This window comes from Frigoribacterium sp. CFBP9030 (assembly GCF_034045195.1).
Taxonomy (GTDB): Bacteria; Actinomycetota; Actinomycetes; order Actinomycetales; family Microbacteriaceae; genus Frigoribacterium.
In genome coordinates, this window is record NZ_JAXCWG010000008.1 from 1 (window position 1) to 13431 (window position 13431).

The window sequence follows — 13431 nt, forward strand, 5'->3', positions numbered from 1 at the left end:
GCCAGGCGGCGGCCGGCCAGGCGGCGCCCGACCGACGCCCGACCGACGTCCGCCCGGCGCCCGGCGGACCGCCGCCCGACGGCCTCCTCAGCGCAGGCCGAGGGTCGCGAGCGCGCCGGCGTGCCGTGCGAGACCCGCATCGACGGCGTCGGGATGCTCCGCGTACCAGGCGAGATGGGCGGCGCGGACCTCGTCGGTCGAGACGGACGCGCCGTCGACGACCCAGTGGTCGGTCGGCGACGCATCGAGGCCGAACGCCTCGATCACGGCCGCCTCCCGCGGCGCGTGCACGCGGTCGAGCAGCGGCCGGCCCGGATCGACGACGTGCTCGGGCAGACCGAGTGCGGCGCGCACCCGCGTCGCGGCCGCACTCCAGACCGGGTTGCCGGGGTGGTTCAGCGTGCGCATCTGGTCGAACGAGGGGCGCTCGAACAGGTCGGACAGCACGACGGTCTCGTTCGCGGCCTCGCGGCGGCGCAGCTGGTCGAGCGACTCGTCGGCGATGGTGTGGACGGTTCTCGTGTCGAGGCGGGCGGCGACTCCGGCTGCCGGCACCGCGCCTCCTTCGCGTCGGATCGCCGCTTCGATCAGCACCCGCAGGTCGTGGTACTCGACGACGGGCGGCACGAGCGACGTGTCGCTCGGCGGTCGGACGATCGCGTGGGTCGGGTAGAGCCCGGCGACGCGGATCACCGGCACGCGCAGCACGCGCCCTCCGGCGGGCAGCAGCGCGGCCAGCTGAGCCGTGCCGAGGGGCATGCCGTGGTAGTCGGTGCGCACCGGCTGCGACACGAGCACCGCCGCCCGCGACAGCCAGTACCGCAGATACGGCAGGTCGCTCGCCGTGAGCTCGTGCACCGCCGGGATGCGGATCGTCGCGAGGCCCGGCCCCTCGAGCATCTGCCGCAGACTCTCGGCCTGGCAGTTGCCGACCACGATCGCGACGTCGTCGGCCGGGCCCTCCGCCAGCGAGTAGAAGACGCCGTAGTGATGCGCGCGGGGGTCCGCGTCGACCGGAGGCGCAGGAGGCGCAGGAGGCGCGGCAGAGGGAGAGGAGTCGGTCACCGTCCCAGCATGGCCCGGTGCGGCGCCGGGTGCGTCGCGGTCGGGCCCGGACGTCGGGCACCCGGCACCCGGTGCGGCGCCCGGTGCGTCGCGGTCGGGCCCGGACGTCGGATGCCCGGCACCCGGTGCGGCACCGGGTGCGTCGAGGTCAGCGACCGTAGCTCAGCCGACGGAGCAGCCGCTCGGCCGGCCCCGGCGTCCACGTGCGCTCGAGCACCACGGCGACGACCACGGTGGCCAGCCACACGCCGACGGCGACGAGCGCCACGCGCAGCGTCCCCGCTTCGACACCGAGCCCCAGCGCCCACGGCTTCAGCAGCACGACGAAGAGCACCGACTGCAGCAGATAGCAGGTGAGCGATCGACGGCCCACCGCGACGAGGGCCGACAGCACGAAGCCCGGCTGCGCTCCAGGCCCCACGACGGACCCCGCGGCGGGCTCGGCTGCGCGCCCCGCCGCCCCGGCACCCGAGGAGGCGCGCTCGGCACGCCGCGCCGCCCACCAGCCGACGAGCCCGAAGAATGCCAGAGCGCCTGCGATGCCCGTCGTGCCGTGCAGCATGCCGAGCAGGTAGAGCAGCCCCTCGCCGGGCTGCCAGAAGCCGATGGCGGCGAGCACGAGCGGCAGGGCGCCCAGGATGCTGATCGGGAACCCGACGAGCGTCAGTCGGCGCAGCAGCACGACGTGCCGCTCGGGCTGCTCGAGCACGCGGCGGCGGCCGAGCAGGGTGCCGATCGCGGCGAGCGGCAGCAGCATCGCGACGGTGAACGGCGCGGTGAAGACGAGCCCCGCGAGGGCGATCACCCGCCAGAGGAGGTCGCCGAGCACGGTGCGCTGATCGAAGGGGAGCCAGGAGGTGTCGCCCGCACCGCCGCCGAGGCCGTCGACCCCGGCCATGACGACGAAGACGACGAGAGTCGACCAGCCCACGACCCGGAAAACCTTGTCGCTCGCGGCGAACATCGCCGCGAGCACCAGCCCGAGGGCGCCGTAGCTGAGCAGGATGTCGCCCTCGAAGAGCAGCACGATGTGCAGCGCGCCGAACACGATCAGCCAGAGGCTGCGCCGCAGCAGCAGCGACCGCGCTCGGCCCCGATCGACGCCCCGCTCGGCCTGTCGGCGGATCAGCACGGTGAAGCCGTACGCGAAGAGCAGGGTGAACAGCGGGAAGGCCCGGTTGTCGACGAAGGTGCCGACCAGCACGTCGGCCACGTGGTCGCCCGTCGAGCCGTCGACGGGTCGGGCCAGCGGACCCATGGTGCGGCCGACGATGTAGTAGACCGAGTTCGCGAGGGCGATGCCGAGCAGCGCGACGCCCCTCAGCAGATCGGGTGCGACGAAGCGTTCGGACGCGGACACCGGCCCGCTGTACGCGACGGGCGGCGGCTTCGGCGAGAGGTCGGTGCTCATGCGATCAGCCTGGCCGAGCGCGACCGTGCGACACCACCGCCGGGAGAGGGAGATGGGGACGACGCGCAGGCCGCGCGGCCTGGGGAGGACCGGTCAGAGCTTGGCCGCGAGCTCCGGGTCGGTCGGCTCGACGAGGTGCGTGCCGTCGGGGAACACGACGACGGGGATGTTCGTGCGACCGCTCACGGCGTAGGCGCGATCGGCGCCGTCGGCGACGGCCTCGAGGTCGACGTAGTCGTACTCGACCCCGCGCGAGTCGAGCAGCGCCTTCGAGCGACGGCAGTCGCGGCACCATTCGGCGCCGAACATGAGGATGCGGTCGGGGGCACTGTCAGACATGAGCGTGATTCTAAGCCTCGGTTCCGAGGGCATGCTGGGACACCGGCGGAGACACCCGTCCGCGGGCTCCGTCACGCGGCAGCCGGCGGGTCGGGCCGAGGAGGCGCGGGTAACGTCCCCGACACACGTCGCTGCTAGACACGCCCCATGCTCGAGATCACCGGCGCCACCCGCATCGTCGTCGACGACCAGACCGAGACCACAGGCAGCCTCTTCGTCGAGGGAGGGGTGATCGTCGACGGCTCGTCGGGCGAGGTCACCGAGACCCTCGACGCGAGCGGCTGCGTCGTCACTCCCGGCCTCGTCAACGCGCATCACCATCTGCTGCAGAGCGGGTTCCGCACCCTGCCGGGCACCCGCGGGGTCCCGATGGCCGACTGGCTGCCCGCGATGGCCGGGGCCTACGGCGCCGCCGGCATCGTTCCGTCGCTCGTCGCCGCGACCGCGGCCGTCGGCGTCGCCGAGGGTCTGCTCAGCGGGGTGACGACCGTGGCCGACCACCACCTGAACTGGCCGGTGCCGGCGGTCTCCGCCGCCGACACGGTGGCCATCGCCCGGGCCGTCGCCGAGGCGGCACGAGCGCTCGGGGGGCGACTCGTGTTCGTGCGCGGCTCGGCGCGCGACGATCCGCAGACGGCGGCCGGCTCGGCGGAGGCGATCGTGCGCGGCCTGCTGACCCGCGCCTCCGGAAGCATCCCGACCGGGGGCGTCTCGGACGACGGCATGCTCCAGGTCGCCGTCGGACCGGCCGGCGTGCACAGCGACGGCCGCGAGACGTTCGAGCTGCTGGGCGAGGTCGCCGCCCGCCACGGGCTCAGGAGGCGCACCCAGGCGAACGAGCAGGTCGACGTCGTCATCGCCCTCGAGCGCTACGGACGACGCCCGCTCGACCTGCTCGACGAATGGGGCTGGCTCGCGGACGACGTCACGATCGCCCACCTCTGCGCCGTCGAGCCGGGCGAGATCGCCCGTCTGGCCGCCGCGGGCGTCAGCGCGACGCACGCCCCGGGGTGCGACCTGCCGATGGGCTGGGGCATCGCCCCGGTCGCCGCCCTGCTGGCCGCCGGAGTGCCCGTCGGCCTCGGCACGAGCGGGGGCGGCAGCAACGACGCCGGGCATCTGCTCGCCGACGCGCGGCTCGCGATGCAGGTCGCACCGCTCGTGGGGCCGCCGATCGCGGCGCGCACGATGCTGGGCCTGGCGACGGCGGGCTCGGCGGCAGGGCTCGGACGACCCGAGCTGGGGCACCTGCGACCGGGCGCCGCGGCCGACCTCTGCCTGTGGGACGTCACCGGGGTTGCCGACGCGGGGGTCGCCGACCCCGTCGCCGGGCTGCTCTGGGCGGCGCCGGGGCGCCGACCGCGCGACGTGTACGTGGCGGGGAGGCGCGTGGTCGAGGGCGGGCGGCTGGTCGCCGCCGACGAGCGCGACCTCGTCGTCGCGCTGGCGACGCGCCTCGCCCGCTGACGCGCCGGAGGCGGAGCCGCCCGCACCGCACCGCCCCGCACGCACCGACTCGCCGAGGAACCGCGTTCGCGAAGATGAACCGCGATATATCGCGGTTGATCTTCGCGAACGCGGTTTTTGGCCGAGGCTGGGGGCTGGCGGGGGCGGGCGGGGCGGCGCGCCGCTACAGGTCGAGCACGAGGCGGGCGCAGGCGGCGCGCGAGACGCAGACGAACATGCGGTCGCCGGCGGCCTGCTCGTCGGGTGTGAGGATCGAGTCGCGGTGGTCGACCTCCCCCTCGAGCACGGTGGTCTCGCAGGTTCCGCAGGTGCCCTCGCGGCAGCTCGACAGCACGAGCACGCCGGCCTCCTCCACCACGTCGAGCACCGAGCGGTCGGGCGGCACCGTGACGGTCAGCCCCGACTCCGCCAGCTCGACCTCGAACGACTCGTGCCGCACCGGCTCGCCGACGGCCTTGGCCTCGAAGCGCTCGACGACGACCTGCCGCCCGGCCCCCGCGGTCTCGACCGCCTCGACGAGCCGCTCGGGCCCGCAGCAGTACGTCGTCGTGAACGGGGCCATCGACGCGAACAGACCGTCGACGTCGAGCCGGTCGCCCTCGTCGGCGACGTGCAGCCGCAGCCGGTCGCCGTGCAGCGCGACGAGCTCGTCGATCAGCGCCATCGTCGAGCGCGACCGCCCGGCGTAGTGCAGCACGTAGTCGACCCCGGCCGCCGCCGCGGCCCGCGCCATCGCCGACACCGGGGTGATGCCGATGCCGCCGGCGACGAAGACGTACGACGTGCCGCGACGGGGCTCGAACTCGAAGTGGTTGCGGGGGCCCGCGAGGCGGACCGTGTCACCGACGGCCACATTCTCGTGCAGCCAGGCCGAGCCTCCTCGTCCGTCGGTCTCGCGCAGCACGCCGATGCGCCACCCGTCGGCGTCCGGGTCGCCGCAGAGCGAGTACTGCCGCACCTCGCCCGTCGGCAGGGCCACGTCGATGTGGGCGCCGGGCTGCCAGCGGGGCAGGGGCGAGCCGTCGAGCGCGGCGAACTCGAACAGGTCGACGGCGTCGGCCGCGGCGGTGCGGGCGGTGACGACCGCGTCGAGCGCGGTCTCGGGAAGTCGGGTCGGGGCGGTCACACGGGCTCCGGTCTCTGCTTGACGACGAACAGCGTGTAGCCGTCGTCGCCGACGGCGCTCCAGCGGTGGCGGGTGCCGCCGCCGTAGTACAGCGAGTCGCCCGCGGCCAGAACCCGCGCGCCCTCGGCATCGAGGTCGACCCGCAGCCGCCCGGCGACCACGTGCACGAACTCGTCTTCGGCGTGCACGAAGAAGTCGCCGGGATCGAGGTTCGCCCCCGACATCTCCATCACCCGGAACGGCCGGTCGGACGGGGTCAGGAGGCGCGCGGCGGCCTGTCCGTAGCGCCCGGTCGACCCGTCGGCGGCACCCACGAAGCCCACGACCGGCCCGTCGGCGGCGCGTCGGTCGTCGACCGCGGCGAGGATCTCGACCTGGCTCGACCCGAGCGCCCGGGCGATGCGCTCGAGCGACACCATGCTCGGCCTCGCGAGCCCGCGCTCGAGCTGGCTGAGGAACGGGTGCGACAGCTGAGCCTCGGCGGCGAGCTGCACGAGGGTCAGCCCGCGAGCGCGGCGGAGGGCGCGGATCCGACCGCCGACCGCCAGGGCCTGCTGATCGACGGGGGCGTCGAGGGACGTGACGGGGGCCTCCTGGGTCGGGTGGTCTGACGAGGTCTACCACGGGGTCCGGTGCTCGATCCGAGCAATTTACACGGCGAAACGGTCGCGTCATCTGTCGGAAACGAGCACTCCTTAGATTGACGCATGTTGACGCCATCAACATTCTGCCCCGTCGACCACCTGATCGCCAGCCCGACCCGAGAGGCCCTCCGTGACCCGACTCCCCCGCCAGCTCGCCCTGCTGCGGAACGCCACCCTGCCGAGCGGCGACGTGGTCGACGTGCTCATCGAGGGCGACACCGTGGAGGCGGTGGTCGCGGCGGGCACGGCGCCCGCAGCCCCCGAGTCGGAGACCCTCGACCTCGCCGGCCACGTGCTGCTCACGGCGCCCGCCGAGCCGCACGCGCACCTCGACAAGGCCCTCTCGTTCGACGCGATCCGCCCGCCGATGGGCGACCTCGAGCTCGCGATCGCCTCATGGCGCGTCTACGCGGCCACGATGACGGTCGACGACATCGCCGATCGCGCCCGACGCCAGCTGCTCGCGATGCTCGCCCAGGGCACCACGGCCGTCCGCACCCACGTCGACGTGCTGCTCGGCGACGGGCCGACCCGCGGGGCCGAGGCGCTCGTGCGGGTGCGCGACGAGCTCCGCGGGCTGATGGACGTCGAGATCGTCGCCCTCGCCTCGCAGGACTCCCCCGACTCCGACGTCGAGGCCGTGCTCGATCTCGGGGTGGACCTCGTAGGAGGCGCGCCCCACCTGGCGAGGGATCCCCATGGGGATCTCCACCGCCTCCTCGACATCGCCGAGCGCCGCGGAGTCGGCGTCGACCTGCACACCGATGAGAGCCTCGACGGGGCCGTCACCCTCGACGAGTTCGCCCGACGGGTCGTCGGCTGGACGACGAGCGTCTCGGCCGGGCACTGCAGCCGACTCGGGTCGATGCCCGTCGCGCAGCGCGACGACATCGTCGCCGCCGTGCTGGCGGCCGACATCGGCATCATCGCGAACCCGATCACGAACCTGTACCTGCAGGGCTGGGACCACCCCGTCGCGACGCCCCGGGGGCTCACCGCGCTGCGGCCGCTGCTCGACGCGGGCGTCCGACTCGCGGCCGGGGCCGACAACGTGCGCGACCCGTTCAACCCGCTCGGCCGCAGCGACGCCCTCGAGACGGCCATGCTGCTCGTCACCGCCGGCCACCTGACGATCGACGAGGCCTACGCCGCCGTCAGCGACTCGGCGCGATCGGTCATGGCGCTGCCCCCGGCGGGCGTGACGGCCGGGGCGCGGGCCGAGCTGCTCGCCGTCCGCGCGACCTCGCTGGCCGACGTCGTCGCGAACGCCCCGGCCGACCGGTACGTCGTGCACGCCGGTCGCCTCGTCGCCGAGAGCCGCGTCACCCGCGAGGTCGCCGACCCCGCGGCGGCGCTCGCGACGGCGTCCACCACGACGTCGGCGAGCGCGACGTCGCCCGCCGCGACGTCGGCGGCACCCCCGACGTCTCCCTCCTCGCCCCGCCCGACCCTCGCAGAGACCCGGTGACCCGATCATGACCATCGCCAGCCCTCCCGTCGCCCCGCCGACGTCGACCCGGGTCGACACGCTGCTCGACTTCCGCGACGTCGCCATGCGGTTCGCCAACGGCACCGTCGCCCTGCAGGACGTCGACCTCACCGTCGACCGGGGCGAGTTCGTCACCGTCGTCGGCCCGTCGGGCTGCGGCAAGTCGACGCTGCTCCGCATCGCGTCGGGTCTGGAGCAGGCGTCGCACGGCAGCGCCGAGGTCGACACCGACCGCATCGGCTACGTCTTCCAGGACGCCACGCTGCTGCCCTGGCGGAGCGTCCGCGACAACGTCGAGCTGCTCGCCGAGCTGAACGGGGCGCCCAAGGCGACGCGTCGGGCGGCCGCGCAGGAGTCGATCGACCTCGTCGGCCTCTCGGGGTTCGAGTCGAACCTGCCGAAGGAGCTCTCGGGCGGCATGAGGATGCGCGCGTCGCTGGCCCGCTCGCTCACCCTCGACCCCGAGCTGTTCCTCTTCGACGAGCCGTTCGGCGCCCTCGACGAGATCACACGCGAGCGTCTGAACGACGAGCTGCTGCGGCTGTTCGTCGAGAAGCGCTTCGCGGGCCTGTTCATCACCCACTCGGTGTCGGAGGCCGTCTACCTCTCGACGAGGGTCGTCGTGATGTCGGGCCGCCCCGGTCGCATCGTCGGCGAGTTCGACGTGCCGTTCCCGATGCCCCGCGACCCCGAGATCCGCTTCACCGCCGAGTTCGCCGAACTGGTCGGCGAGGTCAGCCACGCACTCCGAGAAGGGCACAACTGATGGCCGTCGACACCCGCGTCTCGCGCACCGAGCCCGCCGCCACGACGGCCACCCGCCTCTCGGGGCCGAAGCCGCCGCGTCGCCAGGCGTCGCCCCGGGCGACGCGCGTCCGCGACATCGTGCTGCCGATCGTCGTCTTCTTCGCGCTGATCGGCGTCGGCTACGGGGTCGCCGCGTACTACGACCAGGTGCGCGGTCTGCCGTTCCTGGTGCCGTACCCGCACCTGGTCGTCGAGGCGCTGCTCTTCGACGGCGACTTCCGACCCGACCTGCTCGAGGCGCTCGGCAACACGACCCTGATCGCCGTCATCGGCCTCGCGATCGCCATCGTGATCGGCATGGCCTGGGCCGTGCTGATGGTGCAGGCCAGCTGGATCGAGAGCGCGCTGTTCCCCTACGCGGTCGTGCTGCAGTGCATCCCGATCCTCGCGCTCGTGCCCCTGATCGGCTCGCTCTTCGGCTACGAGATGCCGTCGCGGATCATCGTCACGGTCATGTTCGCGCTGTTCCCCATGGTGTCGAACACGCTGTTCGGCCTGCAGTCGGTCGACAAGGGCCAGCGCGAGCTCTTCCAGCTGCAGGGCGCCTCGCGTCTCACCCTGCTGACCAAGCTGAGGTTCCCCGCCGCGCTGCCGTCGATCTTCATCGGACTCCGCAACTCGGCCGGGCTCTCGGTGATCGGCGCCATCGTCGCCGACCAGTTCTTCCAGCGCGGCGACGGCGGCCTCGGCGTGCTCATCTCGGTGATGAACCAGCGCCTCAACGGCGCCGAGATGTTCGCCGCCATCGTCGTCGCCAGCGTGCTCGGCGTGGTCGTGTTCGTCGCCTTCGGCTGGCTCCGCCGCCTCGCGATCGGGCGCTGGTACAGCGCGAACTGACCCGCGCCTCCTCGGCTCCTCCCCTCTTCCTCCCTCCGCACCTCCCGCACACAGCCCCGCACCATCCCCTGCTCCACCCCCGACAGGAGACCCCATGCCCCGCACCTCCCGCACCCTCACCGCGCTCGGCCTCGTCGTCGTCACCGCCGCCGCGCTCTCCGCCTGCTCGAGCGGCTCGAGCGACGACGCCGCCCCGCAGGCCGCCGCCGGCTCGGCCGTCGACCTCTCGGGCGTCTGCCCGGCGACCGTGGTGATCCAGACCGACTGGAACCCCGAGGCCGAGCACGGCCACGCGTACCAGCTGCTCGGCGACGACTACACCGTCGACGCCGACCAGAAGTCGGTCTCGAGCGATCTCGTGATCGGCGGCGAGCCCACCGGCGTCAAGGTCGAGATCCGCGCCGGCGGCCCCGCCATCGGCTTCAACACCGTGCCGTCGCAGATGTACCAGGACGACGAGATCACGATGGGCTACGTCACCACCGACGTCGCCGTGCAGAACTCGGCCGACCTGCCCACCACCGCCGTCTTCGCCGAGAACGACATCTCGCCGCAGATGATCATGTGGGACCCGGAGACCTACCCCGACGTGTCGACCATCGAGGAGCTCGGCACCGAGCTCGAGGCCGACGGCGGGGTCGTCCGCTACTTCGGCGGCGCCGCGTACATGGACTACCTGGTCGGCAACGGGATCCTCCCCGAGTCGGTCGCCGACGGCAGCTACGACGGCACCCCGGCGAAGTTCGTCGTCGCGCAGGGCAAGGACGCGCAGCAGGGCTTCGCGACGGCCGAGCCGTTCGTCTACGAGAACCAGGTCTCGGCCTGGGGCAAGCCGCTCGACTACCAGCTGATCAACGACACCGGCTACCCCATCTACCCCGAGGCGATGTCGGTGCGCACCGGCGACCTCGAGGAGCTCAGCCCCTGCCTCGAGAAGCTCGTGCCCGTGCTGCAGCAGGCCGACGTCGACTACTTCGCCTCGCCCGACGCGACGAACGAGAAGATCGTCGACCTGGTCGACCAGTACGACACCGGCTGGGTCTACGACGAGGACGTCGCCGCGTACGCCGTCGACAAGATGAAGGAGCTGAAGATCGCGACCGACGGCGACAACGGCTACGTCGGCGACATGGACGAGGAGCGCATGCAGACGGTCATCGACCTCGACACCGAGATCTTCGAGAAGCAGGGCTCGACGCTGAAGGAGGGCCTGGTGCCGTCCGACCTGTACACGAACGAGTTCCTGGACGACTCGATCAGCCTCGGCTTCTGATCACCCGGGGGCCCGGTGCGAGCCGGGCCCCCTCCCCTCCTTCTTCAGACAGGACGCACCATGAACGACATCCGTCCCCCGGCAGCCCAGGAGGCGCTGGTCGCCCTCGAGGGCGAGCTCCGCACCCTGCTCGGCGAGCGCGGAGTCTCGGTCGAGCTCGCCGCCCGCGAGAAGGCGTCGCTCGACGGCTCGCGGCTCTCGCCCGTGATCAGCGAGCAGCTGCCGCTCGGTCTCGCCGACCTGGTCGCCTACCCGGCGAGCGCCGAGCAGATCGCCGAGGTCGTCGCCGCGGCGGTGCGCCACGGCGTGCCCGTCACCCCGCGGGGCAAGGGCACCGGCAACTACGGCCAGGCGATCCCGATGTCGGGCGGGCTCGTGCTCGACATGACGCGCGCCAAGGCCATCGTCGAGGTCGGCGACGGCGTCATCACCGCCGAGGCGGGTGCGACGATGGTCGCCCTCGAACAGGCCGCGAACAAGACGGGTCAGCAGATCCTGATGTATCCGTCGACGGCGCAGTCGTCGCTCGGCGGGTTCCTGTCGGGCGGCTCGGGCGGCACCGGGTCGATCAAGCACGGCTCGAACAGCTCGGGCTTCGTCACGGCGCTCGACGTCGTGCACGCGTCCCCCGAGGCGCGACTCGTGCACGTCGAGGGCGACGACGCCCAGCCCTACGTCCACAACTACGGCACGGCCGGCATCATCGCGCGCGCCACGGTTCAGCTCGAGCCGTTGCAGGACTGGCGCGGCTTCTTCGCCAGCTTCGACACGTTCGAGCAGGCTCTGAGCCTGATCCGCCCGTTCGCCGGCCTCGAGCCCACGCCGCGGCTGGTCAGCGCCGATCTGCCGACCCTGGCCGACGCCCTGCCCGCCGACCCCGGCATCCCGGCCGGGCGGGTGAGCCTCCGCGCCATCCTCGACGTCGCCACGGTCGAGCTCGCCACGCGGATGGTCGAGGAGGCGGGGGGCCGCGTCGAGGACGTCCGCGAGGGCGCGCAGACCTCGATGAAGATCAGCATGATGTCGTACAACCACCCGATCGAGTGGCTGCAGAAGGCCTACCCCGACCGGTACTTCCATGTCGAGGTCTCGGGTGACGCCCTGGTCGACCGCATCGACGAGGTGCACGCCGTCTACGAGGGCGGGATGCTGCACATCGAGTCGCAGCACGGTCGGCCGATCGGCATGCTGGCCGGCGTCTACACGACCGCCGCCGACGTCTACGCGGGCTTCGCGAAGCTCAAGGCGCTCGGCGTCGGCTATCACAACCCGCACCAGTGGTTCGTCGACTTCGAGCCGGCGCGCACCCGCGAGCTGGCGGCGTCCACCGACCCCGAGGGGCTGCTCAACCCGGGCAAGCTCGTCGACCCCGCGACCGTCGGCGGCCCCGACACCGGCGTGAAGGGCGGGCACGCCGTGCCCACCGGACGCCTCGGCATCGACACGGGGGTGAAGGTCTCGTGAGCCGCCTCGACGACGTCACCCGCGCCTCCTCGGCCCCCGGGCGGCGCTCGCGCGACCTGATCGAGCTGAGCGGGCCGGCCGCGGCGGCCGCGCTGACCGAGGAGAGCATCATCGTGCTGCCGACGGGCGCGATCGAGCACCACGGGCCGCATCTGCCGCTCGCCACCGACTGGCTGATGGCCGACATGATCGGCCGAGCCGTGGTCGAGGAGGCGGCGGCCGACGGGCAGGACGTCTGGCTGCTGCCGTCGCTCGCCTACACGAAGTCGGACGAGCACCACTGGGCGCCGGGCACGATGTGGCTGACCGCCGAGACGCTGCTGCAGACCGTGGTCGACATCGGCCGGTCCGTCGCCGCGACCCCGGCGCGCACCCTCGTCTTCTACAACGGGCACGGCGGCAACATCGCGCTGCTGCAGGTCGCCCTGCGCGAGCTGCGGCGCCGGTTCGGGCTGCGGACCTTCCTGATGGGCACCGGCATGGCGCCCGGCGACGGCGTCAACGGGCCCGACGAGCACGGCTTCGGCGTGCACGGCGGGCACAGCGAGACGTCGATGATCCTGCACCTGCGACCCGACCTGGTCGACATGACGCAGGCCGCCCGGTGGATTCCCGACCACATGATCGACCTCGACTACGTGAAGTTCAACGGCGGGCCGGTGCACTTCGGCTGGCTGAGCGACGACTTCGGCCCGGCCGGCGTGGTCGGCGACGCGAGCGGGGCGACCGCCGAGTGGGGCGCCGAGCTCTACGAGACGGCGCTGCGCAAGGGGGTCGCGTCGCTCGCCGAGATCGCGCGGTTCCGCCACCTGCCGGCGCCCGGGCCCGTCGGCTTCGGCGCGTGACCGGCACCGCGAGCCACCCGCTGCCCGCCGAGGCCTGGGAGCTCGCCGCCGAGTGGCTGCCGCCGAACGACGACCCCGAGCGCCCGCAGGTGACCCTCTCGACGGTCGACGTCGACGGCGCACCGGACGCCCGCACCGTGCTGCTCAGCTCGTTCGACCGCGACGGCTTCGCGTTCCACACCGACGCGGCGAGTCGCAAGGTCGAGCAGATCACGGCCAGGCCTCTGGTGGCGATGACCGTGCTCTGGCCCGGGTTCACCCGGCAGCTGGTGGTGCGGGGTCGCGCCGAGACCGCCGACGACGCGGCCCTCGCCGGCGCCTACGCCGCCCGCTCGCCCTACCTGCAGCAGCTCGCCTGGCTGAACTCGCACGAGTTCGCGGCCCTCCCCCTCGACGAGCGTCGCCGACGCTGGGACGCCTTCGAACGCGAGCACGCCGACGGGTTCGAGCAGCCGGCGGGCTGGACGGGCTTCGTCGTCCGCCCGACCCGCCTCACCTTCTGGGTCAGCGCGCCCGACACCGCGAGCCGGCGCCGGGAGTGGTCGCTCGGGCCCGGCGGCTGGGCGCACGAGTACCGCGCCGGCTGATCCCCCCACAGGGCCCGAGCCGGGCGTCCGACCCGCGCGACGGGCGGATCATGCCGACCCGCGCCTCCTCGGCTGGA

Annotated in this window: 13 protein-coding genes; 8 read left to right on the plus strand and 5 right to left on the minus strand. The window is 73.2% G+C overall.

The features are described 5' to 3' along the window. Positions 1-87: 87 nt before the first annotated feature. The 3 genes from SOM13_RS10010 to SOM13_RS10020 all read right to left on the minus strand — a co-directional run bounded on the left by SOM13_RS10010 (position 88) and on the right by SOM13_RS10020 (position 2815). Positions 88-1065, minus strand: a complete 978-nt coding sequence (locus tag SOM13_RS10010) for a WcbI family polysaccharide biosynthesis putative acetyltransferase (RefSeq protein WP_320479610.1) — start codon at positions 1063-1065, stop codon at positions 88-90. A 148-nt stretch (positions 1066-1213) separates the two neighbouring features. Beyond that, the gene (locus SOM13_RS10015) at positions 1214-2476 is read right to left on the minus strand and encodes a DUF418 domain-containing protein (RefSeq protein WP_320479611.1); all 1263 of its coding nucleotides are present in this window, start codon (positions 2474-2476) and stop codon (positions 1214-1216) included. Positions 2477-2569: 93 nt separating this feature from the next. Further along, positions 2570-2815 (minus strand): glutaredoxin family protein, encoded by a 246-nt coding sequence (locus tag SOM13_RS10020; protein WP_192059425.1) that lies wholly within the window; start codon positions 2813-2815, stop codon positions 2570-2572. A 147-nt stretch (positions 2816-2962) separates the two neighbouring features. Here SOM13_RS10020 and SOM13_RS10025 point away from each other — a divergent pair, with 147 nt between their 5' ends. After that, positions 2963-4282, plus strand: a complete 1320-nt coding sequence (locus tag SOM13_RS10025) for an amidohydrolase family protein (protein WP_320479612.1) — start codon at positions 2963-2965, stop codon at positions 4280-4282. A 163-nt stretch (positions 4283-4445) separates the two neighbouring features. Here SOM13_RS10025 and SOM13_RS10030 read toward each other — a convergent pair whose 3' ends face one another. Further along, on the minus strand, positions 4446-5408 hold the full coding sequence (locus tag SOM13_RS10030) for a PDR/VanB family oxidoreductase (protein WP_320479613.1): 963 nt from the start codon (positions 5406-5408) through the stop codon (positions 4446-4448). Then, complete coding sequence (locus SOM13_RS10035; protein ID WP_192060168.1) at positions 5405-5956, minus strand: helix-turn-helix domain-containing protein; 552 nt, start codon at positions 5954-5956, stop codon at positions 5405-5407. Before SOM13_RS10035 ends, SOM13_RS10030 begins: the two co-directional genes overlap by 4 nt. A 226-nt stretch (positions 5957-6182) precedes the next feature. Between SOM13_RS10035 and SOM13_RS10040 the strand changes: the two genes are divergently transcribed. From SOM13_RS10040 to SOM13_RS10070, 7 genes are all read left to right on the plus strand, one after another. Continuing rightward, positions 6183-7520, plus strand: a complete 1338-nt coding sequence (locus tag SOM13_RS10040; RefSeq protein ID WP_320479614.1) for an amidohydrolase family protein — start codon at positions 6183-6185, stop codon at positions 7518-7520. Between the two features lie 7 nt (positions 7521-7527). Then, the gene (locus SOM13_RS10045; RefSeq protein ID WP_320478363.1) at positions 7528-8307 is read left to right on the plus strand and encodes an ABC transporter ATP-binding protein; all 780 of its coding nucleotides are present in this window, start codon (positions 7528-7530) and stop codon (positions 8305-8307) included. Next, the gene (locus SOM13_RS10050; RefSeq protein ID WP_320479615.1) at positions 8307-9185 is read left to right on the plus strand and encodes an ABC transporter permease; all 879 of its coding nucleotides are present in this window, start codon (positions 8307-8309) and stop codon (positions 9183-9185) included. Before SOM13_RS10045 ends, SOM13_RS10050 begins: the two co-directional genes overlap by 1 nt. Positions 9186-9279: 94 nt before the next feature. After that, positions 9280-10458: an ABC transporter substrate-binding protein gene (locus tag SOM13_RS10055; RefSeq protein WP_192059413.1), complete on the plus strand. Its 1179-nt coding sequence runs from the start codon at positions 9280-9282 to the stop codon at positions 10456-10458. A 60-nt stretch (positions 10459-10518) separates the two neighbouring features. Further along, complete coding sequence (locus tag SOM13_RS10060) at positions 10519-11922, plus strand: FAD-binding oxidoreductase (RefSeq protein ID WP_320479616.1); 1404 nt, start codon at positions 10519-10521, stop codon at positions 11920-11922. Next, positions 11919-12767, plus strand: coding sequence for a creatininase family protein (locus tag SOM13_RS10065; RefSeq protein ID WP_320479617.1), 849 nt, complete (start codon positions 11919-11921; stop codon positions 12765-12767). Before SOM13_RS10060 ends, SOM13_RS10065 begins: the two co-directional genes overlap by 4 nt. After that, a complete protein-coding gene (locus tag SOM13_RS10070) occupies positions 12764-13354 on the plus strand; it encodes a pyridoxamine 5'-phosphate oxidase family protein (protein WP_320479618.1) in 591 nt (196 codons plus the stop codon). Before SOM13_RS10065 ends, SOM13_RS10070 begins: the two co-directional genes overlap by 4 nt. The last annotated feature ends 77 nt before the right edge of the window (positions 13355-13431 follow it).